General features: G+C 75.7%; 27 protein-coding genes. 15 read left to right on the top strand and 12 right to left on the bottom strand.

All coding sequences use genetic code 11. The features are described from left to right. Positions 1-82: 82 nt before the first annotated feature. From mshA to ACI79A_RS00455, 3 genes are all read left to right on the top strand, one after another. Positions 83-1,450, top strand: coding sequence for a D-inositol-3-phosphate glycosyltransferase (mshA, locus tag ACI79A_RS00465; RefSeq protein ID WP_457078760.1), 1,368 nt, complete (start codon positions 83-85; stop codon positions 1,448-1,450). Then, on the top strand, positions 1,447-1,962 hold the full coding sequence (locus tag ACI79A_RS00460; RefSeq protein ID WP_457078758.1) for a YbjN domain-containing protein: 516 nt from the start codon (positions 1,447-1,449) through the stop codon (positions 1,960-1,962). Before mshA ends, ACI79A_RS00460 begins: the two co-directional genes overlap by 4 nt. Before the next feature lie 207 nt (positions 1,963-2,169). After that, a complete protein-coding gene (locus ACI79A_RS00455; protein WP_457078756.1) occupies positions 2,170-3,453 on the top strand; it encodes an aminotransferase class I/II-fold pyridoxal phosphate-dependent enzyme in 1,284 nt (427 codons plus the stop codon). A 20-nt stretch (positions 3,454-3,473) separates the two neighbouring features. On the opposite strand, the gene ACI79A_RS00450 is transcribed toward ACI79A_RS00455, so the two are convergent. Further along, positions 3,474-4,241 carry a class I SAM-dependent methyltransferase gene (locus ACI79A_RS00450; RefSeq protein ID WP_457078754.1) on the bottom strand — a complete coding sequence of 256 codons (768 nt, stop codon included), beginning with the start codon at positions 4,239-4,241 and terminating at the stop codon, positions 3,474-3,476. A 38-nt stretch (positions 4,242-4,279) separates the two neighbouring features. On the opposite strand from ACI79A_RS00450, the gene ACI79A_RS00445 reads away from it, so the two are divergent. Beyond that, entirely contained in the window at positions 4,280-4,582 is a 303-nt protein-coding gene (locus ACI79A_RS00445; protein ID WP_457078752.1) for a hypothetical protein, read from the top strand. A 24-nt stretch (positions 4,583-4,606) separates the two neighbouring features. Then, positions 4,607-5,374 (top strand): phosphoglyceromutase, encoded by a 768-nt coding sequence (locus tag ACI79A_RS00440; RefSeq protein WP_457078750.1) that lies wholly within the window; start codon positions 4,607-4,609, stop codon positions 5,372-5,374. Here ACI79A_RS00440 and ACI79A_RS00435 read toward each other — a convergent pair. The 3 genes from ACI79A_RS00435 to phoU all read right to left on the bottom strand — a co-directional run bounded on the left by ACI79A_RS00435 (position 5,352) and on the right by phoU (position 6,454). Then, positions 5,352-5,564 (bottom strand): hypothetical protein, encoded by a 213-nt coding sequence (locus ACI79A_RS00435; RefSeq protein WP_457078748.1) that lies wholly within the window; start codon positions 5,562-5,564, stop codon positions 5,352-5,354. The genes ACI79A_RS00440 and ACI79A_RS00435 overlap by 23 nt on opposite strands. Further along, positions 5,561-5,686 carry a hypothetical protein gene (locus ACI79A_RS00430; protein WP_457078746.1) on the bottom strand — a complete coding sequence of 42 codons (126 nt, stop codon included), beginning with the start codon at positions 5,684-5,686 and terminating at the stop codon, positions 5,561-5,563. Before ACI79A_RS00430 ends, ACI79A_RS00435 begins: the two co-directional genes overlap by 4 nt. A gap of 102 nt (positions 5,687-5,788) precedes the next feature. After that, entirely contained in the window at positions 5,789-6,454 is a 666-nt protein-coding gene (phoU, locus tag ACI79A_RS00425; protein ID WP_457078743.1) for a phosphate signaling complex protein PhoU, read from the bottom strand. Positions 6,455-6,712: 258 nt separating this feature from the next. On the opposite strand from phoU, the gene ACI79A_RS00420 reads away from it, so the two are divergent. Further along, on the top strand, positions 6,713-8,008 hold the full coding sequence (locus ACI79A_RS00420; protein WP_457078741.1) for a sensor histidine kinase: 1,296 nt from the start codon (positions 6,713-6,715) through the stop codon (positions 8,006-8,008). Beyond that, positions 8,005-8,685 (top strand): winged helix-turn-helix domain-containing protein, encoded by a 681-nt coding sequence (locus ACI79A_RS00415; RefSeq protein ID WP_457078739.1) that lies wholly within the window; start codon positions 8,005-8,007, stop codon positions 8,683-8,685. The genes ACI79A_RS00420 and ACI79A_RS00415 overlap by 4 nt, the downstream gene beginning before the upstream one ends. Before the next feature lie 208 nt (positions 8,686-8,893). Here ACI79A_RS00415 and ACI79A_RS00410 read toward each other — a convergent pair whose 3' ends face one another. Both ACI79A_RS00410 and ACI79A_RS00405 read right to left on the bottom strand, forming a co-directional pair. Further along, positions 8,894-9,109: a DUF3072 domain-containing protein gene (locus tag ACI79A_RS00410; RefSeq protein ID WP_457064044.1), complete on the bottom strand. Its 216-nt coding sequence runs from the start codon at positions 9,107-9,109 to the stop codon at positions 8,894-8,896. A 10-nt stretch (positions 9,110-9,119) separates the two neighbouring features. Beyond that, a complete protein-coding gene (locus ACI79A_RS00405; protein WP_457078737.1) occupies positions 9,120-9,350 on the bottom strand; it encodes a hypothetical protein in 231 nt (76 codons plus the stop codon). An 81-nt stretch (positions 9,351-9,431) separates the two neighbouring features. Here ACI79A_RS00405 and ACI79A_RS00400 point away from each other — a divergent pair, with 81 nt between their 5' ends. Further along, complete coding sequence (locus tag ACI79A_RS00400; protein ID WP_457078735.1) at positions 9,432-10,523, top strand: helix-turn-helix domain-containing protein; 1,092 nt, start codon at positions 9,432-9,434, stop codon at positions 10,521-10,523. On the opposite strand, the gene ACI79A_RS00395 is transcribed toward ACI79A_RS00400, so the two are convergent. Beyond that, complete coding sequence (locus tag ACI79A_RS00395; protein WP_457078733.1) at positions 10,419-11,258, bottom strand: hypothetical protein; 840 nt, start codon at positions 11,256-11,258, stop codon at positions 10,419-10,421. The two genes, ACI79A_RS00400 and ACI79A_RS00395, sit on opposite strands and share 105 nt — an antisense overlap. 42 nt (positions 11,259-11,300) lie before the next feature. Between ACI79A_RS00395 and ACI79A_RS00390 the strand changes: the two genes are divergently transcribed. Next, a complete protein-coding gene (locus ACI79A_RS00390) occupies positions 11,301-12,245 on the top strand; it encodes a Ppx/GppA phosphatase family protein (RefSeq protein ID WP_457078731.1) in 945 nt (314 codons plus the stop codon). Further along, entirely contained in the window at positions 12,245-13,309 is a 1,065-nt protein-coding gene (locus ACI79A_RS00385) for a hypothetical protein (RefSeq protein ID WP_457078729.1), read from the top strand. Before ACI79A_RS00390 ends, ACI79A_RS00385 begins: the two co-directional genes overlap by 1 nt. 14 nt (positions 13,310-13,323) lie before the next feature. Here the strand turns inward: ACI79A_RS00385 and ACI79A_RS00380 are convergent, their stop codons facing one another. Continuing rightward, positions 13,324-13,866 (bottom strand): type 1 glutamine amidotransferase domain-containing protein, encoded by a 543-nt coding sequence (locus tag ACI79A_RS00380; protein ID WP_457078727.1) that lies wholly within the window; start codon positions 13,864-13,866, stop codon positions 13,324-13,326. A gap of 60 nt (positions 13,867-13,926) precedes the next feature. On the opposite strand from ACI79A_RS00380, the gene proC reads away from it, so the two are divergent. From proC to ACI79A_RS00355, 5 genes are all read left to right on the top strand, one after another. Next, positions 13,927-14,751, top strand: coding sequence for a pyrroline-5-carboxylate reductase (proC, locus tag ACI79A_RS00375; RefSeq protein WP_457078725.1), 825 nt, complete (start codon positions 13,927-13,929; stop codon positions 14,749-14,751). Between the two features lie 368 nt (positions 14,752-15,119). Beyond that, positions 15,120-15,536 carry a helix-turn-helix domain-containing protein gene (locus ACI79A_RS00370; protein ID WP_457078723.1) on the top strand — a complete coding sequence of 139 codons (417 nt, stop codon included), beginning with the start codon at positions 15,120-15,122 and terminating at the stop codon, positions 15,534-15,536. Positions 15,537-15,732: 196 nt separating this feature from the next. Next, entirely contained in the window at positions 15,733-15,831 is a 99-nt protein-coding gene (locus ACI79A_RS00365) for a 30S ribosomal protein bS22 (RefSeq protein WP_012854759.1), read from the top strand. A gap of 10 nt (positions 15,832-15,841) precedes the next feature. Continuing rightward, positions 15,842-16,960, top strand: coding sequence for an NAD-dependent epimerase/dehydratase family protein (locus ACI79A_RS00360; RefSeq protein ID WP_457078721.1), 1,119 nt, complete (start codon positions 15,842-15,844; stop codon positions 16,958-16,960). Next, on the top strand, positions 16,953-17,861 hold the full coding sequence (locus ACI79A_RS00355; RefSeq protein ID WP_457078719.1) for a lysophospholipid acyltransferase family protein: 909 nt from the start codon (positions 16,953-16,955) through the stop codon (positions 17,859-17,861). The genes ACI79A_RS00360 and ACI79A_RS00355 overlap by 8 nt, the downstream gene beginning before the upstream one ends. 11 nt (positions 17,862-17,872) lie before the next feature. Here the strand turns inward: ACI79A_RS00355 and ACI79A_RS00350 are convergent, their stop codons facing one another. The 4 genes from ACI79A_RS00350 to ACI79A_RS00335 form a co-directional block, all read right to left on the bottom strand. Next, positions 17,873-18,142, bottom strand: a complete 270-nt coding sequence (locus ACI79A_RS00350; protein ID WP_457078717.1) for a hypothetical protein — start codon at positions 18,140-18,142, stop codon at positions 17,873-17,875. Between the two features lie 151 nt (positions 18,143-18,293). Then, a complete protein-coding gene (locus ACI79A_RS00345; RefSeq protein WP_457078714.1) occupies positions 18,294-19,208 on the bottom strand; it encodes an HAD family hydrolase in 915 nt (304 codons plus the stop codon). Positions 19,209-19,264: 56 nt separating this feature from the next. Continuing rightward, entirely contained in the window at positions 19,265-20,446 is a 1,182-nt protein-coding gene (locus ACI79A_RS00340) for a DUF5667 domain-containing protein (RefSeq protein WP_457078712.1), read from the bottom strand. Positions 20,447-20,560: 114 nt separating this feature from the next. Then, positions 20,561-21,292 carry a sigma-70 family RNA polymerase sigma factor gene (locus tag ACI79A_RS00335; protein WP_457078710.1) on the bottom strand — a complete coding sequence of 244 codons (732 nt, stop codon included), beginning with the start codon at positions 21,290-21,292 and terminating at the stop codon, positions 20,561-20,563. Positions 21,293-21,328 lie beyond the last annotated feature (36 nt).

The raw sequence follows: 21,328 nt of genomic DNA, 5'->3' as shown, positions 1-21,328 counted from the left end.
CCCATCCTGGCCTTGTTGCAGACTGAACCACCGACAGGGTGTCCGCCGCGGGCGCCACGCACGCCCGAGCGGAGGTGGCACCGTGCCTGGTCGACGGCCCGGTCGCCCCGGCGTCCTGTGGCGCAACTCCCCGGCCCGGGTGCTCCCGCGCCGGGTGGCGACCCTCTCGGTGCACACCAGCCCGCTGGAGCAGCCCGGCGCCGGGGACGCCGGCGGGATGAACGTCTACGTGGTCGAGGTGTCCCGCCGCCTGGCCGAGCGCGGCATCGCCGTCGACGTCTTCACCCGCGCCACCTCCAGCGACCAGCCGCCGGTGGTCGAGATGAGCCCGGGGGTCACCGTCCGGCACGTCAGCGCCGGCCCGTTCGAGGGGCTGGGCAAGAACGAGCTCCCCGCCCAGATGTGCGCCTTCACCGCAGCCGTGCTGCGCGAGGAGGCCCAGCACGAGCCGGGGCACTTCGACGTCGTCCACTCCCACTACTGGCTGTCGGGCCAGGTCGGCTGGCTGGCCCGGGACCGGTGGGGCGTGCCGCTGGTGCACTCCGCGCACACCCTGGCCAAGGTGAAGAACGCCGCGCTCGCCGAGGGCGACGAGCCCGAGCCGCGCGCCCGGGTGATCGGCGAGGAGCAGGTCGTCGCCGAGGCCGACCGGATGGTCGCCAACACCGCCGAGGAGGCGCGCCAGCTCGTCGACTTCTACGGCGCGGACCCGCGCCGCACCCTGGTCGTGCCCCCCGGGGTCGACCTGCGCACCTTCCGGCCCGGGGACCGCCAGCGCGCCCGGGAACGGGTGGGCGTGCCCGCCGACGCCGTCGTGCTGCTGTTCGTCGGGCGGATCCAGCCGCTCAAGGCCCCGGACATGCTGCTGCACGCCGCCGCCCGGATGCTCGCCGCTGACCCGGCGCTGCGCGCCCGGCTGCAGGTGCTGGTGGTCGGCGCACCCAGCGGATCCGGGCTGGCCGAGCCGCAGCGGCTGCAGGAGCTGGCCGTGCGCCTGGGCGTCACCGACGTCGTCCGGTTCGTGCCGCCGCAGCCGCCGGCGCAGCTGGCCGACCACTACCGCGCGGCCGACGTCGCCGTCGTGCCCAGCCACAACGAGTCCTTCGGCCTGGTGGCGCTGGAGGCGCAGGCCTGCGGCACGCCGGTGGTGGCCGCGCGGGTCGGGGGCCTGCCGACCGCGGTCGACGACGGCGTCTCCGGCCTGCTGGTCACCGGCCGCGAGCCCGACGACTACGCCGCCGCGATCACCCGGGTGCTCGAGCGCCGTGAGCTGCTCGCCGCCGGCGCCCGGCGGCACGCCGCCGCCTTCAGCTGGGACCGCACGGTCGACTCGCTCGTCGACGGCTACGCCGCGGCGATGGCCGAGATGGCCCGGCGGCCGGTGCCGCTCGCCCGGCCGCGCAGCGCGGACGCGGTGCGGCTGCTCTCCGGAGGCACGGCGGGCCGATGAGCCGGCGGAGCGTGGCGGAGCTCGACGGGGTCGTCGAGGAGACCCTGCGCGCCGCGGAGCTGGAGTACGAGCACCCGGGCACGGGTCGCTTCGTGGTGACCCTCCCCGGGGTGAAGAAGTTGCGCACCCTGGTCGGGCTCACCATCGGCGCGCACGGGTTCCGGGTCGAGGCGTTCGTCTGCCGCCAGCCCGACGAGAACCGCGAGCGGCTGTGGGCCTGGCTGCTGCAGCACAACGCCCGGATGTACGGGGTCGCGTACTCGATCGACAGCGTCGGCGACATCTACCTGACCGGCACCCTCGGGCACGACGCGGTGAACCCCGAGGAGATCGACCGGGTCCTCGGCTCGGTGCTCACCTACGCCGACGAGCACTTCAACACGATGCTGGAGATCGGCTTCGGCAGCTCGATCCGCCGGGAGTGGGAGTGGCGGGTCAAGCGCGGGGAGTCGCTGCGCAACCTGGAGGCGTTCGCGGCCTTCGCCGACCCCACGCGGCGGCCGCCCGCCTGACCGGCCCCTGAAGCGCGGCCGGGTGTCACCCGGTGGCGTCTGCACGGGTGGACCGGCGCGCACGCTGCGTCGACCAGTGACCCCGCCCACGCCCGGTCAGGTGACCCCCGAGGGGACCGTGTGACACCCGTTGACCACGGAGCGTGTCGAACGCCAGGGTCGGGGGACCGCGGCCACCCACGACCGCGCCGACCACCCGGAGTCCCCGTGCCCGACGCCCCGCCCGCCCGACGTGACGCCTTCGCCCCGCTGCTGGACAGCCCGCGGGCGGAGGTGATGCGGCGGCACGCCGGCGAGGGGCGGGCGACCCACTCGGTGCCCACCGGCGGGGCGCCCGAACCGGTCACCGTGTTCGACGACGGCCGGGCCCGGATCAACCTGGGTACCAACAACTACCTCGGCCTGGCCGGTGACCCGCAGGTGGTCGAGGCCGCGGTCGCGGCGCTGCGCCGCTACGGCACCAGCGCCGCCGGCAGCCGGGTGCTCAACGGCACCACCCGCCTGCACCTCACGTTGGAGGAGGAGCTGGCCGACCACTACGGCACCGAGGACGCCGTCCTCACCTCCGCCGGCGTCAACGCCAACGTGGCGGTGCTGGCCAGTGCCGGCGCCCCCGGCGACGTCCTGCTGGTCGACGCCCACGCGCACGCCAGCCTGCACGCCGCGGCGGCCGCCAGCCGGGCCACCGTGCAGCGGTTCACCCACAACTCCGTCCCGTCCCTGGAGCGCCGGCTGGCGCGGCTGGCGCCCGACGCCGGTGCCGTGGTCGTCGTGGACGGCGTCTACTCGATGAGCGGGGAGGCCGCGCCGCTGGCCGCCCTCGCCGGGATGTGCCGGCGGTTCGGTGCCCGGCTGGTCGTCGACGAGGCGCACGGCCTGGGCGTGCTGGGGGAGCACGGCCGCGGTGCCGCCGAGGTGGCCGGGGTGCTCGACCGGGTCGATGCGGTCACCGTCGCGTTCAGCAAGTCGCTGGCCAGCGTCGGGGGTGCGGTGCTGACCTCCCGCGCGGTGGCCGACGGCATCCGGGCCACCGCCATGCCCTACGTGTTCAGCGCCGCCGGCGACCCGGCGGCCGTCGCGGCGGCGCTGGCCGCGCTGCGCGTGCTGCGCCGCGAGCCCGAGCGGATGCAGCGGCTGCGGGACAACGGGGCGCTGCTGCGCCGGGTGCTCACCGAGCACGGTGCCGCACCGCTGCCCGGGTCCGGTGCGGTGATCGCCGTCCCCACCGGCGACGACGAGCCGACCCGCGCTGCCTGGGCCGCTGCCCACGACGCCGGGGTGTACACCAACGCCGTCGGCTGGCCGGCCGTCCCGCGCGGCCAGGGTGTGCTGCGGCTGGCGGTCATGGCGACGCACACCCCCGAGCAGCTGCAGTTGGCCGGCGAGCTCGTCGCCACCGCCGTCCGCAGCGCCCGCGCCGCCGGGCTCGCCGACGCCGTCACCGACTCGACGAGGGGCGAACCGGCGATGTCCGGATCAGCGATGGCCTGACCGGGGCCGGCTGGAAGGCCTCAGCTCGCTCCGCCGGGCCACCAGAAGGTGGTCGCGGTGCGCGGCCGGTCGTCGGGGGAGCGGCGCATCGCCGCGGCCACCTCCGGCTCGCGCTCCACCGGCAGGCACAGCCGCCGGCGGGTGAAGGCCAGCACCACGTCGTCGGGGGCGTCGCGCCACGGGTCGGCCCGCGACCAGGTGCGCTGCTGCGCGGCGATCCCCAGCTCGTCGAGCACCTCGGCGAACAGGGCAGCCGTGGGGCCGCTGGGCCGCTCCTGGCCGTGGAAGTGCCGCCACAGCCCGCCCAGGGACGTCCACGGGTGGACGTCGGTCAGCTCGACCACCACCCGGTGGCGGGCGTGCGCGGTCAGCTCGGTGACGAACGCGGCGACGTCCGGCACGTTGTAGACGACGTTCGCGCACACCACGACGTCGGCCGGCGGCACCCGCTGGGCGACGTCCGGCCACCGCCCGACCCAGGTGCGCACCGTCGTCGCCGGGGAGGCGAGCGCCGCCGCGGTGAACCGGGCCAGCAGATCGGCGGACTCGTCGACGCCCAGCAGCTCCGGTGCTCCGGCGGGCACGCTGGCCGCCCCACCGCCGCAGCCGACGTCCAGCACGCTGCCCGGGCCGGCCTCCCGGACCGCGGCGAGGGTCGCCGCCGCGCCGCGGTCGGCGCCGAACAGGCCCGGCGGGAAGCCGTAGGGGGACTCCGGGGCGGCGGCCAGCAGCTCCGGGTCGATCGCCCACGCCGCCAGCTCCGCAGCCCACCGTCCGGTCGCACGCACGGGCCGATCCTCCCCCTGCCGGGCTAGCGTGGGCGGCGATGGTGGACCAGACACCGGCGCCGACCCGGCAGGGCCGGGCGCTCATCGGCCTGGTCGCCGCCTCCGCGCTGGCCTACCCGTTGCTGCTGTGCGCGGTCGAGCTGCTGGTCGTGCAGCTGTTCGCCCCGGACGCCGGGGCGCTCGCGCTCTGGGGCTCGGTGGCGGTCGCCTGCAGCCTGGGCATGGTCGCCGCCGTCCGCTGGGGCGCCGGACGTCGGTTCTGGAGCCCCTGGCTGCTGGTCGGGCTGGTGCCGCCGGCGCTGTTCGAGCTGTGGGTCTGCTGGCCACTGCTCACGCGCTGATCCGGAGTCGGGCAGGATGGCGGCGTGACTGAGACCGCGAGCCCCGCTGCGACCCTCGTCCTGCTCCGCCACGGCGAGAGCGAGTGGAACAAGGCCAACCTGTTCACCGGCTGGGTGGACGTCCCGCTGTCGGAGAAGGGCCGCGCCGAGGCGGCCCGCGGTGGCCAGCTGATGGCCGAGCAGGGCGTGCTGCCCGACGTCTGCCACACCTCCGTGCTCAAGCGTGCGATCGCCACCTCCGAGCTGGCCCTGGCCGCCGCCGACCGGCAGTGGATCCCGGTCAAGCGCTCCTGGCGGCTCAACGAGCGGCACTACGGTGCCCTCCAGGGGAAGGACAAGGCCGCCACCCTCGCCGAGTACGGCGAGGAGCAGTTCATGACCTGGCGCCGCTCCTACGACACCCCGCCGCCGCCGATCGAGCCCGGCAGCGAGTTCAGCCAGGACGGCGACCCGCGCTACGCCATGCTGCCGCCGGAGGTGCGCCCGGCCACCGAGTGCCTGGCCGACGTCGTCGTCCGGATGCTGCCCTACTGGTACGACGCGATCGTGCCGGACCTGCGGTCGGGGCGGACGGTGCTGGTCGCCGCGCACGGCAACAGCCTGCGGGCGCTGGTGAAGCACCTGGACGGCATGGGCGACGAGGAGGTCGTCGGCCTCAACATCCCGACCGGCGTCCCGCTGCGCTACGACCTGGACGCCGACCTGCGCCCGCTGCAGAAGGGCGGTCAGTACCTCGACCCCGACGCCGCGGCCGCCGCCATCGAGGCGGTCAAGAACCAGGGCAAGAAGTAGCCGCCGGACCGGGCTCACCCACCCTGGGGTGGGTGAGCCCGGTCAGCGCGGCCGGGTCGACGGCCACGCCCTCCCCGGCCTCGGCGTCGAAGACCTCCAGCTCGTGCACCCGGCCGTGCACCCGGCCGTGCACCGCGTGCAGGACGACGTGGACGACGTGCCCGTCCGGGCTGCGCCCGGTCGCGCTCACCGCGAGGACGTCGTCCCGGCCGCGGCGAGCCCGGACAGCAGCCGCTGCTCGTCGGAGGTCGGCGCCCGTGGGGTGTCGAGCGCGCGGAAGGTCGGCTGACCGGTGGGCGGGACGAACGGCATGCGGCGAGCATCCCGGTCCGCCGGGTGGCGGGCACCCGGATTCCGACCCGCAGACGCGACGAGGCCCCGGAGGTGTCGCCTCCAGGGCCTCGTCGCGCGTGCTCAGCTGTCGTGCGTGGCGGCCATCGAGTTCTCGCCGGTGACCAGGTAGACCACCCGGCGGGCCACGCTGACCGCGTGGTCGGCGAAGCGCTCGTAGTAGCGGCCCAGCAGCGTCACGTCGATCGCGGACTCGATGCCGTGCGGCCAGTCCTCGCTCAGCAGCTCGCGGAACATCTGCTTGTGCAGCTGGTCCATCACGTCGTCCTCGGCCTCCAGCTCGACCGCGGCCTCGACGTCACGCTTGGCGATGATCGTGCCGGCCTTGGCGACCAGGCCCTCCGCCACGTGCCCTGCCTCCAGGAACACCGGGCGCACCTCCTGCGGCACCGCGTGCTCCGGGAAGCGCATCCGCGCCACCTTCGCGACGTGCTCGGCCAGGTCGCCCATCCGCTCCAGGTCACCGACGATGCGCATCGCCGCGGTGATGGTGCGCAGGTCGGTGGCGACCGGCTGCTGTCGGGCCAGCAGGGTGAAGCAGCGCTCCTCGATGCTCTCGCGCACCGCGTCGATCCGCTCGTCGCCGGCGATGACCAGGTCGGCGAGCGCGACGTCGGCGTCGAGCAGGGCGGTGGTCGCGGTGCTCATCGCGGACCCCACCGAGTTGGCCATCTCCACCAGGCAGGCGTTGATGTCGTCCAGTTCCTCGCGGTAGCTCTCCCGCAGCACGCTTCCTCCGTCCACTTGCCGCGCCGGGTCCGGGCCCGGGTGGCCCGGCTGCTCGGCGCGTGGCGTCCCCGCCCACCGTTCGTGACGCCCGTGGCGGACGTCGGAACGCGTGTGCACACGAGCCTAAAGACGGTGCCACGCGCTGCAGGAGGCCGCCAGGTGAACGCCCGGGCACACCGCGGTGAACTGTCCCGCCCGGACGGGTGATGTGCCCCGGACCCGGCCGTGCGCTCGCCCTTCCTGTCTAGCATCGGCACCGTGGAACCGCTGGTCGCCCTGGTGGCGGGCCTCGCGACCGGCCTGCTGCTGGCGCTCACCGTGGTCCGCGCCCGACACCGTCCCGTCGACGAGGGGGGCGCGGTGCCCCCGCGCGGCCAGGTCGACCCGCGCGCCGACGAGGAGGCCGCGCTGTCCCGCCGGCTGGTCGACCTGATGGACCCCGCCGTCGTCGTGGTCGGCCCCGACGACGCGGTGCTGCTGGCCAACCCCTCCGCGCGGGCGCTGGGCATCGTCCGGGGCAGTCGCCTGCTGGTTCCCGGCCTGCTGGAGGTGGCCCGGGAGACCCAGACCGCCGGCAGCCGCCGGGCCGATGTCGCCCTCCCCGGCGACCTGGTCGGCGCGGGCCCCCGCACCGTGGGCGTGCACGGCATCCGGCTGGGCAGCGCACCGCTGAGCGGCAGCGGGCCGGTGGCGCTGGTGCTCCAGGACGTCACCGAGGCCCGCCGCGTCGAGGCCGTCCGACGGGACTTCGTCGCCAACGTCGGCCACGAGCTGAAGACCCCCGTGGGCGCGCTCGCACTGCTGGCCGAGGCGATCCAGGGTGCCGCCGACGACCCCGAGACGGTGCAGCGGTTCGCCGCCCGGATGAGCCACGAGGCCGACCGGCTCTCCCGCCTGGTGCGCGAGCTCATCGACCTGTCCCGGCTGCAGGGCGCGGAGCCGATGCCGGAGCTGGTGCCGGTCGCCGTCGCGACCGTCGTGGCCGAGGCCGTCGACCGCACCCGCGCCGCCGCGGCGGCCAAGGACATCCAGCTCGCCGTCGCCGCCCAGCCCGGCCTGGTGGTCCGCGGGGTCGAGGCGCAGCTGGCCACCGCCCTCACCAACCTGCTGGCCAACGCCGTCGCCTACAGCCCTGCGGGCACGACGATCGCGGTCGGCGCCCGGGCCCGCTCCGGTTTCGCCGAGATCGCCGTCACCGACTCCGGTATCGGCATCCCCCGCTCGGACCGCTCCCGGGTCTTCGAGCGCTTCTACCGGGTCGACCAGTCCCGGGCCAGCTCCACCGGTGGCACCGGACTCGGTCTGGCCATCGTCAAGCACGTCGCCAGCAACCACGGCGGATCGGTCACCGTGTGGAGCGAGGAGGGCCTGGGGTCGACGTTCACCCTGCGCATCCCCCTCGCCGCCGGGATCGACCAGCCCGTGGACGACGGCGCACCCGAGCGGCCGCCCGTGCCGCCGCTCCACCCTGCCCGCCCCCTCGACGTCGACGACGTCGCGGTCGGGTCCCACGACGACGGCCCCGCGGGGGCCGCGAGGAGAGGACGGTCATGACCCGAGTGCTCGTGGTGGAGGACGAGGAGTCCTTCAGCGACGCGCTGTCCTACATGCTGCGGCGAGAGGGCTACGACACGGTCGTGGCCGCCACCGGCACGGACGCGCTCGCCGAGTTCGACCGGGCCGGGGCCGACATCGTGCTGCTCGACCTCATGCTGCCGGGGCTCTCCGGCACCGAGGTCTGCCGCTCGCTGCGGGCCAGGAGCTCTGTGCCGATCATCATGCTCACCGCCAAGGACGCCGAGATCGACAAGGTCGTCGGGCTGGAGCTGGGCGCCGACGACTACGTCACCAAGCCCTACTCGGCCCGCGAGCTGGTCGCCCGGATCCGGGCCGTGCTGCGCCGCGGCACGGACGCCGAGCCGGTGGCCGACAGCACGCTGGAGGCCGGCCCGGTGCGGCTGGACGTCGAGCGGCACGTCGTCGCCGTCGACGGGCAGCCCGTCGCCCTCCCGCTCAAGGAGTTCGACCTGCTCGAGCTGCTGCTGCGCAACGCCGGACGGGTGCTCACCCGCGGCCAGCTCATCGACCGGGTCTGGGGGGCGGACTACGTCGGCGACACCAAGACCCTCGACGTCCACGTCAAGCGGCTACGGGCCAAGCTCGAGCCCGACCCGGCCAACCCCAAGTACCTGGTGACGGTGCGCGGGCTCGGCTACAAGTTCGAGGCGTAGCTGGTCGCGATCCTCCGGATCGCAACCGCCGCCAGGTGCCGGGGCGGCTTGCGCTGAGCCGTTCCTGTCGTCCCGGGGGTGGACCCTGCGGGCCCGCCGCCCGGGACGACCGCCTGCGGCGGGCCCCGTCGCCTGGCAGGGGACCCTCCGGGTCCCCGTGTCAGGCGACCACCGGTGGTGGTGGTCGCCTGGGGGTGGGGCACGGCCGCTACTGACCTCTCCCGGTCTCGTCCTGGAGCTCGTCGATCTTCTTCGACGCGTCGGCCTTGTTGATGTCGTCGGGGACGTCCTCCCCGGCTTCGCGCGCGAGCGTGTGCAGGTAGCTCTTCTGCGCGCCGGTGGCCGGCTCGTCGCCGGTCACCCAGTCCGACGGGTCCTTCTCGGTGCTGCGCGGGCTGTCGGGCCCGGTCTCCGCTTCGCTCATGTGTTCGAAGCTACGCGGGTGCCTGCTGCGGCGCAGCTCGAACGACGCCGGCGGTCGTGGCCGTCCGCGGCACCCTGGTGCGGGCCGCCTCCCACCGGCGTCCGGTGCGGTAGACGTGCTCGGCGCCGCAGGGGCAGGCGACGGTCAGCGCGATGTGCGTCGCGTGGTTGGCGACCGACCGGACGCGCCGGTCGGCCACCAGCTCGGTGGTCCGGGTGACGGGGCAGGTGATCAGGAACATGCCCGCAGCCTCTGCCGCTGCGGTCCACCGGACGAGTGGCAGGGGTGACGCGGACCGCGTGTTTCCTGCCATGCTGTCGCCGTGCTGCCGACCGACCGTCCGCTGGTGGTGAGCGCCGTCGTCGCCGACGGCCTGGTGGGCTCCTTCGGGCTGGGGGTCGCGGCCGAGGTCTTCGGCTACGACCGCCGTCACCTGGGGCTGCCACGCTTCGACTTCGCGCTCGCCGCCGTCCGGCCGGGGTCGGTCCGGACCGACACCGGCATCGGGCTGACCGTGGAGCACGGCCTGGAACGGGTGGCCGTCTCCGACATCGTCCTGGTGACCTCCTGGGAGGACCTGACCCAGCCCTCCCCGCCGGAGCTGCTGGCCGCGCTGGTGGCCGCGCACGACCGTGGTGCCCAGCTGGTGAGCCACTGCTCGGGGGCCTTCGTGCTCGCGCGCGCCGGCCTGCTCGACGGTCGCCGGGCCACCACGCACTGGCGGATGGCCGGGGAGCTCGCCGCGCGCTTCCCCCGCGTGCAGGTCGATCCGGCGGTGCTCTACGTGGACGCCGGCCGGGTCATCACCGGCGCCGGGACGGCCAGCGGCATCGACGCGATGCTCCACCTGGTCCGCCGGGAGTGGGGTGCGTCGGCGGCCAACGCGCTGGCCCGGGACATGGTGGTGCCCCCGCACCGCGACGGCGGCCAGGCCCAGTTCATCGACGAGCCGGTGGCCCGCTGCGAGGACGACCTGCTCGGCGTCGTCCTGGAGTGGGCCCGGGCGCACCTCGCCGAGGAGATCACCGTCGAGGTGCTGGCCCGCCGCGCGCTGATGAGCCCGCGCAGCTTCGCCCGCCGGTTCAAGGCCACCACCGGGACGACGCCGCACGCCTGGCTGCTCACCCAGCGGCTGGCCGCGGCGGAGTCGCTGCTGGAGGGCAGCGACGCCCCGGTGGAGGAGATCGCCCGGCTGGTCGGCTTCGGCACCGCAGCCGGTCTGCGGGAGCAGTTCGGCCGCCGTCGCGGCGTCTCCCCGCGGGCCTACCGGCAGACCTTCCGGGCCACCCGCGCCGGCGGCACGCCGGTCTCAGCCGGGCCGGCGTCGGTGCAGCTCGACGGGCACCGGCCGGGGGCTGGCCGGGTGCGGGGCGACGAGGCCGGCGTCCAGGCGCGCCTCGGTCAGCCGGCGTAGCTCGGCGTAGGCGGCCTCGCCCAGCAGCGCGGTCAGCTCCGGGCCGTAGGTCTCCACCAGCGGCTGCGCCGCGACGTGCGCGGTGGGGGAGCCGGTGCACCACCAGTGCAGGTCGTGGCCGCCCGGACCCCAGCCGCGGCGGTCGAACTCACCGATCGACGACACCAGCACCCGGGTGTCGTCGGGCCGGTCGACCCACTCCTGCTCCCGCCGGACCGGCAGCTGCCAGCACACGTCCGGCTTGGTCTCCAGCGGGTGGCGGCCCTGCCGCAGCGCCATCGCGTGCAGCGCGCAGCCGGCACCTCCGGGGTGCCCGGGCCGGTTGAGGAAGACGCAGGCGCCGTCGACGACCCGGGTGCGCAGCGCTTCCTCGGCGGCCTCCCCGGGCGCTGGCTCGTTCAGCGTGTCCGGCTCGGTCCACTCGTCCCGGGCCGGCGCCTGCCCGGGGTGGCGTTGCCAGTCGAGCGGGGTGAGCTCGGCCACGGAGGCGGCGACCCGCTCCAGGTCGTCGGTGTCGGTGAAGAACGCGCCGTGGTTGCAGCAGCCGTCCTCGGCCCGACCGGCGACGACGCCGGCGCAGCCGCGGCCGAACACGCACGTCCACGCGCTGGTCAGCCAGGTGAGGTCGGCCCGCACCAGGTGCTCGGGATCGGCCGGGTCGACGAACTCCACCCACTCGCGGGGGAAGTCCAGCCCCACCTCGGGCGGGGCGTCGGCGGGGGTGCTGGAGTCCACCGGCGCAGCGTAGGCGGCGGGTGACCCGGCAGACTCTCCCGCATGCGACTGGGCGTGCTGGATGTCGGCTCCAACACCGTGCACCTGCTGGTGGTCGATGCGCACCGCGGCGCGCACCCCACCCCGATGCACGACGACCGCTGGCTGCTGCGCCTGGCCGAGCACGTGGGGGAGGACGGCAAGCTGTCCAAGGCGGGGGAGAAGGCCCTGCTCACTGCGGTGCAGAAGGCCAAGCGGCAGGCCGCCGACCGGCGGTGCGACGAACTGCTGGCCTTCGTCACCTCGGCGATCCGGGACGCCGACAACGGGGCCGCGGTGCTCCGCCGGGTGCGCGAGCAGACCGGGGTGGAGCTGCAGGTGCTCAGCGGGGAGGACGAGGCCCGGCTGACGTTCCTCGCTGCGCGCCGCTGGTTCGGCTGGAGCGCCGGCCGGTTGCTCGTGCTCGACATCGGCGGCGGTTCGCTGGAGCTGGCCAGTGGCATCGACGAGGACCCCGACGTCGCCCTCTCGGTGCCCCTGGGTGCCGGGCGGATGACCCGGCGGTTCCTCCCCGACGCCGAGACCGGGGGACGCCCCGACCTCGCCGCGCTGGCCGAGCTGGAGGCGCACGCGGAGGAGGTGCTCGCCCCGGCCGGGCGCAAGTTGCGTGCCGCGGGTGAGCCCGACCTGGTGGCGGCGACCTCGAAGACGTTCCGCACCCTGGCCCGGCTCGCCGGCGCCGCGCCCTACGCCGCGGGCCTCCGGGTGCCGCGTGAGCTCAGCGCGACGGGGTTGGGGCAGGTCATCGGCTTCGTCTCCCGGATCGAGGCCGGCGCGCTGGCCGAGTTGCAGGGGGTCTCGGTGCAACGCGCGCACCAGGTACCGGCCGGTGCCGTCGTGGCGCAGGCTGCGATGCGCGCGGTGGACGTACCGTCTGTGCGGATCTGTCCGTGGGCGCTGCGCGAGGGGGTCATCCTCCGGCGCCTGGACTCGCTGGAGGGGGCGTGATGTCGCAGCCGTCGGGGGAGTACAGCGTCCGCTCGCTGGCCGAGATCCTGCGCGAGCACGGTCTGGAGAGCGAGCAGGGCACGCGCCCCGGTCGTCGTCGCCGGGGCCCCGACGAGGCGCCCACCGGCCGCTCGGCACCCGTGGACGTGGACGGCCGTCCGGCCGCCGTCGCCCCGCGGCCGGCGCCCGCCGCGCCGTCGCCACGTCCCGGCACGCCGGGGCGCCCGGCCGGCCCGGCACCCGGGGTCCGTCCCGTCACCGCGCGGGCCCAGTCCCCGGCCGCACCGTCCCCGGCGGCGGGGCGGGCGCCCGCCCGGGTGGAGTCCCCGCGCCGGGCCGACCCGACCCGCAACGGTGCGCCGGGGACACCGCGGGGCGGGTCGTCGGCGGCCGCCCCCTCCTGGGCCCCGGCCGAGGATCGCCCGCGCGGCAGCGGGCTGGGCGACCTGGCCGCCTCCGGGCCGGTGACCGGCCGGCCCGGGCCCACCGCTGCCCCGGTGCCGCAGGGGCGTCGGCACACCGACGCACCTGCCCGGGTCGCCCCGGAGCCGACGTCGTCACCCGCGGCCCCGTCGTCACCCGCGGCCCCGGCCGCCTCGGCGCCCAGCCCGTCACCGGCGCCCGCCACCGGCAGCGTGCCGGGTGGGCCGTCGACGGCGGCCATCCCGGCGCTGCAGACGTCGTCGGGTGCGCCGGCCACCGGTGAGCGCCGCACGGGCGCGCACCGCACCGGCCCGCAGCCGGCCGTGCCGGGCGAGGCGGACGTCGAACCGGCGAGCGGCCCGCAGGGCGTGCTGGCCTGGATCAGGTTCGTCGGTGAGCTCGTGGTGGCCCTGGCGGTCGGGATCGGGCTCTACTTCGCGTTCACGCTGCTGTGGGAGCTGATGCCCTACGCCGCGCTGGTCGCGGCACCGCTGGCCGTCACCGGGCTGGTCGCCGGAGTCGCCGCATGGCGGAAACGGCAGGGGCAGGGGCCGCTCGCCGTCCCGTTGCTGGCCGGCCTCCTGCTGGCCGGCACGGTGCTGGTGATCGCGCCGGCCGCGGGGCTGCTCGCGGGGTCCTGACCCGGCCGGCGGGTTCAGCCGCCGGCGAACTGCTCGACGAGCGTCCTGCTGAAGGCGTCGAGGTCGTCGGGCTTGCGGCTGGTGGTCAGGTTGCCGTCGACGACGACCTCCTCGTCCACCCAGTCCGCGCCGGCGTTGCGGAGGTCGGTCTGCAGCGAGGGCCAGGAGGTCATCCGCCGCCCCCGGACGACGTCGGCCTCGGCGAGCACCCACGGGGCGTGGCAGATCGCGGCGACCGGCTTGCCCGCGTCGAAGAACGCCTTCACGAAGGCCACCGCGTCGGTCTCGGCGCGGACGAAGTCGCCGTTGATGACCCCGCCGGGCAGGACGAGGGCGTCGAAGCCGTCGGGGTCGGCCTGCGACACGACCACGTCGACGTCCTTGGTGTCGCCCTTGTCGATGTGCTGGTACATGGTGATCGACCCGGGCTCCAGGCCCACCAGCTGCGGCTGGGCGCCGGCCTCGACCAGGGCCTGCCAGGGTCGCTCCAGCTCGATCTGCTCCACGCCGTCGGTGGCCAGCACGGCCACGCGCTTGCCGTTCAGATCTCCGGACATGGTCGCTGGCTACCCCGGTCGCCCCGGGGCACACGCGCGACGGGCGCTACCGTCGCGGGCATGATCACTGGGAGTCGTCACGGGCTGGCCGTCGTCGGTGGGGGGAAGATCGGCGAGGCGCTGCTGGCCGGGCTGGTCCGGCAGGCGGGGAGCGGGGACGGCATCCGCGTCGTCGAGCGCAGCCCGGAGCGGGCCGCCGAGCTGGCCGCGCGGTACGGCGTGGACGCGCTCGACCTGGCCGAGGCGGCCGCGCAGGCCCGGGTGCTGCTGCTCGCGGTCAAGCCGCAGGACCTCGACGCGCTGCTGGGCCTGCTGGCCCCGCACGTGGCCGCCGACGCGCACCTGGTCGTCTCCGTCGCGGCCGGGGTGTCCACCGGGCGGATCGAGGCGGCGCTGCCCGCCGGCACCCCGGTGGTCCGGGTCATGCCCAACACGCCCGCGCTGGTCGACGCCGGGATGAGCGTGCTGTCCGCTGGAGCGCACGCCACCGACGCGCACCTGGACGAGGCCGAGGCGCTGCTCACGCCGGTGGGGCAGGTCCGGCGGGTGCCGGAGAGCCAGCAGGACGCGGTGACCGCGCTGTCGGGCAGCGGCCCGGCGTACTTCTTCTTCCTGGTCGAGGCGATGATCGACGCCGGCATCCTGCTGGGCCTGCCGCGGTCGGTGGCCGCGGACCTGATCGTGCAGACCGCCTACGGCTCGGCGGTGATGCTCCGCGACTCCGGTGAGCACCCGGTCCAGTTGCGCGAGGCGGTCACCAGCCCCGGTGGGACGACGATCGCCGCGATCCGCGAGCTGGAGCGGCACGGGGTGCGGGCGGCCCTCATCGCCGCGATCGAGGCCGCGCACGACCGTTCGGTGGAGCTGGGCCGCCCCCGGCACTGAGCCGCGTCCCGGCCACTCGGCCACTCGGCGACTCGTCGGCTTGTCGACATGTGCCCACGAGGACGGTCGGCCGGCGTCCACCCGGCCGACCCCGGGTGCGCGACCAGGTCGCCCACTCCCCACACGGGCTCCCCAGGGTGGTCCCCAGGGTCGGCACCCGCACCGCCCGGCGTGAATCACACCGATGTGTTTTTCCACAGATTCTGTGGACAAGGGGTGCGCACAGGCGAGTCGACTTGGGGACAACACGCCGTGACGGGTGTGTCACGGGTTGTCTCTGTCCACTTGTGCCCAGGACGGACCGGTCCGCCTGTTCGTTTCACCCATCGCTTCTGTCACTCCGGTCCCCTTACGCTCGGTACCAGCACATGAGCGTTCTGTTCGCCGGTGGGGAAGCCGGTGGCCGCGAAGATGTGCTGATACCGGAGATGATCGACGTGACCATGCCCCACCGCGCACCGCTCCAGCAGACCGCTCGCCCGGGTGTCCCGGCGCCGCGACAGATGGGCCGGCCGGTCTCGGCCGCCGCCATGTCGCGCCCGGTCCCGGCCGCCCACCCGGCCGCCGCCCCGGTCGGGCGCCCCGCCGCGGTCCCGGCCCCCCGCGCCGCGGTCGCGTTCCTGACCGTCGCCGAGGTCGCCGCGCTCATGCGGGTCTCGAAGATGACCGTCTACCGCCTCGTGCACGGCGGCGAGCTCTCCGCCGTCCGCGTCGGCCGTTCCTTCCGGGTGCCCGAGCGCGCCGTGCACGACTACCTGCGCGACGCCTACACCGACATCGCCTGAGGAAGGACCCCGCTGCCCTGCGGCGGGGCCGTTCCGGAAGGGCACCAGGTAGTCTCGGGCGCTGAGCGGTGCCACCCCCCGGCCGGGGGTGGCCCGCGCTGGAGCTGAACACCTCGCACGGTGCCCGGATCAGGAACCGCGTGGCCACCCGGTCACCGCCCCCGGCGCCGCGTGACCACGACGTCGGGAGCAGGACATGGGTTCGGTCATCAAGAAGCGCCGCAAGCGGATGGCGAAGAAGAAGCACCGCAAGCTGCTCAAGAAGACCCGCGTGCAGCGCCGCAACAAGAAGTGAGCTGACGCTCGTGCCGCCTGCGGTCGTCCTGGTCACCGGCGTGAGCCGGTGGCTGGGCGGCGCGCTGGCGGCCGAGCTCGCAGCCGACCCGGGCATCGACCGGGTCATCGGGGTGGACACCGTCCCCCCGGCCCCCGGGGTGCTCCGCCGCCTCGGGCGGACCGAGTTCGTCCGCGCCGACATCCGCAACCCGTTGATCGGGAAGGTGATCGAGTCGGCCGCGGTGGACACCGTGGTCCACATGAACATCAGCGCCACCCCGGCCGGCGCGGGTGGGCGGGTGTCGATGAAGGAGCTCAACGTCATCGGCTCCATGCAACTGCTGGCCGCCTGCCAGCGGTCGCCCCGGGTGCGCCGGCTGGTGCTGAAGTCGACCAGCGCGGTCTACGGGGCCAGCCCCCGTGACCCGGCGGTGTTCACCGAGACGATGCAGGCCCGGCGGGTCCCCGGTGGGGGCTTCGCCAAGGACAGCCTGGACATCGAGGGCTACGTCCGCTCCTTCGCCCGGCGTCGTCCCGACGTCGGGGTGGCCGTGCTGCGGTTCACCAACCTCATCGGCCCGCGCATCGACTCGCTGCTGTCGGGCTTCTTCCGGATGCCGGTGATCCCCACCGCCCTCGGGTACGACGCCCGCGTGCAGCTCCTCCACGAGGACGACGCCGTGGCGGTGCTGGCCCGGGCGGCCACCGGGGACTTCGTCGGCACGGTCAACGTGGGCGCCTCGGGCACCGTCCTGCTCTCCCAGGCGATCCGCCGGCTGGGCCGGGTGCAGCTGCCGCTGCCCGAAGCCGCGATGGGCTCCCTCGGCCGGCTCACCCGCCGGCCCGGGTTGGTCGACTGGTCCCCGGAGCAGATGCGCTTCCTCAACTTCGGCCGGGTCGTCGACACCCGGGTGCTGCGCGAGGAGTTCGGCTACACCCCGCACTACTCGACCGCCGAGGCCCTGGCCGACTACGGCCGGACCCTCCCGCCGGTCGTCCGCCCGGAACTGGTCGAGGGCGTCACCGGCGGGGCCCGCTCGGCGGTGACCCGGTTCGCCGGTGGGCTGGCCGCCGCCTCCGCCGTGCTCACCCCGCGGCACCGGCCGGCGCCGTCGGTGCCCGGCCTGCGGGCGGTGCGCGATGCCTGAGGCCCGGGTCATCCCGCTGCGCCCGGACGACGATCCGGTCCCCCCGCCTCCCGCGTCCGCGCCCACCTGGGATCAGGAGGTCGTGGGCGGCCTGGACTTCCTGCGGCGCCGGCTCACCGGCGAGTACGACACCGACGAGTTCGGCTTCGACCCCGACCTGACCGACCACCTGTTCCTGCCCCTGCTGCGGCCGTGGTTCGAGCGCTGGTTCCGGGTGGAGGTCCAAGGGCTGGAGAACGTGCCCGACACCGGCGGCGCGCTGGTGGTGGCCAACCACTCCGGCACCGTGCCGGTCGACGCGCTGATGGAGACCGTGGCGCTGCGCGACCAGCACCCGGCCGGGCGCCGGCTGCGTCTGCTCGGTGCCGACCTGGTGTTCCAGGTGCCGTTCATCGGGTCGCTGGCCCGCAAGCTGGGCGTCACCCTCGCCTGCAACGAGGACGCCGAGCGGCTGCTGTCGGCGGGGGAACTGGTGGGCGTCTTCCCCGAGGGCTTCAAGGGCGTGGGCAAGCCGTTCAGCGAGCGGTACACGCTGCAGCGGTTCGGCCGGGGCGGGTTCGTCAGCGCCGCGCTGCGCACCGGCGTGCCGATCGTGCCGTGCGCGATCGTCGGCGCCGAGGAGATCTACCCCATGCTCGGCAACGCGAAGACCGCCGCCCGGCTGCTCGGCCTGCCGTACTTCCCGATCACCCCGACCTTCCCGCTGCTCGGCCCCCTCGGTGCGGTGCCGTTGCCCTCGAAGTGGTTCATCGCCTTCGGCGAGCCGATCGAGACCGCCTCCTACGGGCCGGCCGCCGCCGACGACCCGATGATCGTGTTCAACCTGACCGACCAGGTGCGCGAGACGATCCAGCACTCCATCTACCGGCTCCTCCTGCAGCGCCGCAGCGTCTTCAGCTGAGGCGGCCCGGCTCACCGCGGTGACTCGCCCGGACCGGCGGGTGCGCCCGGTGCGTCGCCGCCCCGTGGGCCGGCCGCGGCCCGCCGGAGGAGGGCCGGGTTCCGGGCGAGGGGGCGGCGCGCGCCCCGGCGTGGGCGTTCGGCGGCCTCCGCGGCCAGCTGCCGCGCGGCGGTGAGCGAGGCCGGCTGGGCCAGTGCCTGCAGCTGCTGCTCGAGCGGGGCAGACCGCCTGGTCACCGGCGGGGCTGATCCCTGCAGCAGATCGTCGAGCGGGTCCGTCATCGCGCCGAGCTCCGTCCGTCGCGGGTCCGTCACCCCCTACGTGTCCGGACGCCGCCCGAACGTCCACGTGGACCGCCGCGGGTCTCCCGACAGCGGCATTCCGGACAGCGGCACTCCGGACTGCGGCCTCGCGGCCGGCGGGCGCGGCAGGTCAGAACGGCCAGCGGTTGCGGCGGCGCAGCGCGACCAGCCCGCCGACGACGCCCCCCGACACGGCTGCGGCGCCGACCGTGGGGACGCCGATCTTGGCGGCCTTGCGCCCGGTGCGGAAGTCCTTGATCGTCCAGCCGCGGGACCGGGCGATGGCCCGCAGCTCGGAGTCGGGGTTCACCGCGACCGCGGTGCCCACCAGGCTGAGCATCGGCAGGTCGTTGCTGGAGTCGCTGTAGGCGCTGCAGCGGGCCAGGTCCAGGCCCTCCCGCTCCGCGAGCACCCGCACCGCCTGGGCCTTCGCATCGCCGTGCATCAGCTCGCCGACCAGCCGCCCGGTGAACCGCCCGTCGACCACCTCCGCGACCGTGCCGAGGGCGCCGGTGAGCCCCAGCCGGTGGGCGATGATCGAGGCCAGCTCGACCGGGGTGGCGGTGACCAGCCAGACCCGCTGCCCGGCGTCGAGGTGCTGCTGGGCGAGCAACCGGGTGCCCGACCAGATGCGGTCGGCCATCAGCTCGTCGTAGATCTCCTCGCTGGCCTGCTTGATCTCCTCGACCGGCCGGCCCGCGACGAAGGCGAGCGCGTTGTCCCGCACGGTGTGCATGTCGATGCTGCTCTCGCTGCCCGCGATCCGGAACTTGGCCTGCTGCCAGATGAAGGAGGCCACGTCGCGGGAGGTGAAGTACTTGCGGGCGGCCAGTCCGCGGGCGAACCAGAACAGCGAGGCGCCCATCATCATCGTGTTGTCGACGTCGAAGAACGCGGCGCCGGTCGGGTCGGGGCGCGGCACGGGTGCCGGCGCGGTCTCGGCGGCCGCGGCCGACGCGGTGCCGGCGACGAGCGCGCGGGTCTCCTCGTCGGCCAGCCCACCGGGGAGGCGCGCAGCCCGCCCGCGGAAGGGGATTCTGACCACGGGTCACCTCCCGGTGTGGGCTGTGCTGGGCACCCGACCCTAGCGAGCCGGGCTGCTCAGCCGGCGGCAGGTCGACAGTTGACCGAGATCAGCGGCGGCAGGCAGACCCGGAGGCCCGGGACGACCGGGGGCAGCTCGACGACCGTGCCCGGCCGGGACGGCGCCGCGGTGCTGGGCGACGCGGGTGCGGCGGGCACCGGCAGCCCCGGCCGCTCACCGGGCGCCGGCCCGGCCGGCGCGGCCGGTGTGGCCGGTGCGGCGGCCGAGGGCGTGGGTGCCGGAGCCGGGGACGGGGTCGCCGTCCCGGCCGCGGGTGCCGCGGTGGTCACCGGAGAGGTGGACGGCGCCGCCGGCGCGGCCCCACCCGGGGCCGGCGCTCCTCCCGACGCGACCGGGGGCGCCGACGGCGTACCGGGGGCGGGGCGCTGCGCCGCCGGTGCGCCGGTTGGGCAGGGGGTGGGCCGCGGGCCGAGCTCGTCGGCGGCGGTGACGGCCGGCCCGCCGGCGCAGGCCAGCGCGGTACCGAGCGCCGCGGCGCGGTCGGCGACCGCGGAGACGAGCCGCCGGGAGCCGGACAGCGCCTCGTCGACGCCGGCGGGGAGGTCGTCGGGCAGCGCGTCCAGACCGGTGCGCTGCCCGGTGGTCCACGTGGCGAGCGCCTGCAGCGCCGCGGTGTCGCCGTCGGCCACCGCCCGGGTGGTGAACCACGAGGCGCCCTCGGTGGTCTGCCGGTCCATGGTCCGCAGCGTGTCGAGCACGGGCGACGCGTCGCCGGCGGCGGCCAGCTCGGTCAGCTCGCCGAGCCGGGTGCTGGCGAAGTCCAGCAGCGTCGCGCCGCGACTGCTGTCACCGGCGAGCACCAGCTGGGTCGCCTCGCCGCCGCGCTTCACCTCGTACAGCAGGTCGCCGGGCGCCGCGCCCTGGGCGGCGGCCAGCAGGCCCCCGAGGGCGGCCACGGTGAGCGTGGCGCCGGCGAGCCCGGCGGTGAGCCGACCCCGCCGGGGCGGGGTGCGGGCGGCCAGCAGGCGCCGCAGGCCCCGGCGCCGGGGCGAGGGTTGCCGGACGGCGGCCATCGCGACGAGCCGGGCCCGGGTGGCCGCGCGGAACACCGGGTCCGGCCGGACGGCGTGCTCGTCCGCCAGGCCCTCCAGCCGGGCCAGCACCAGGTCCTCGGCGGTGCCGGGCGGGCCGGCGGCACGGCGGGCGGCACCCGTCGCGTCGTCGTGCTGCACCGTCACCGTCGTCCTCCGCGTACCGCCCCGGTCCCGCGTCGTCGGTCGGCGCGGCGATCCGCTCTGGTCAACGACGGCGCGGGCCCGGCGTTACGCAGCGCGGCCGGGCGATCACACCCGTCACCGCAGTCCCGGGTGCACCAGCGCAGCGAGCCGGCGCACCGCGCGGTGCTGCAGCGCCTTGATCGCGCCGTCCTTCCTGCCCATCGCGGCCGCGGTCTCCGCGACGGTGAGGTCCTGCAGGAAGCGCAGCTCCAGGCACTCGCGCTGGTCGGCGGAGAGCTGCTGCATGCAGGCGATGAGCTCGGCGTTGGTGAGCCGCTGCACCACCGTGTCCTCCGGGCTCTCGGTCGCCCGGTCGGCGTCGCGCACGTCCGCGGTGGTCACCTCCAGCCGGTGGCGGCTGCTCTTCACGTGGTCCAGCACGATGTTGCGGGCGATCGTGATCAGCCAGGCGCCCACGTCGCGGCCCTGGAAGGTCAGCGAGTCGATCCGGCGCAGCGCCCGGACGAACGTCTCGCTGGTGAAGTCCTCGGCCGTGGCCCGGTCGCCGACCCGGAGCAGCACGAACCGGTAGACCAGGTCGACGTACCGGTCGTAGAGCTGGCCGAAGCCCTCGGCGTCGCCCTGCTGTGCCCGGCGGACGAGCTCCCAGACCGCGTCCTGGTCGGCGGGGGGCCCGGGGTCCGGGGAGCCGCCGGCCTCGACGGGGGCCGGCGCCGGGACCGCCTCGTCGGCGGAGCTCGCCGGGCTGGTCGCCAGGGGCTGCTCGAGCCGGGGACGGGGGACCGGTCGGAGGCGCCGGTCGGTGGCGGGGGCAGCCGGGGGCGCGGAGGGGTGGGGACGGGTCATGCCGTGCAGCTCCTCCACCCCCGGTCCGGCCGGCTC

The organism is Modestobacter sp. SYSU DS0657 (assembly GCF_054050925.1).
The sequence above is the reverse complement of the archived record's forward strand: the minus strand, read 5'-3'. Positions and strand labels throughout refer to the sequence as shown.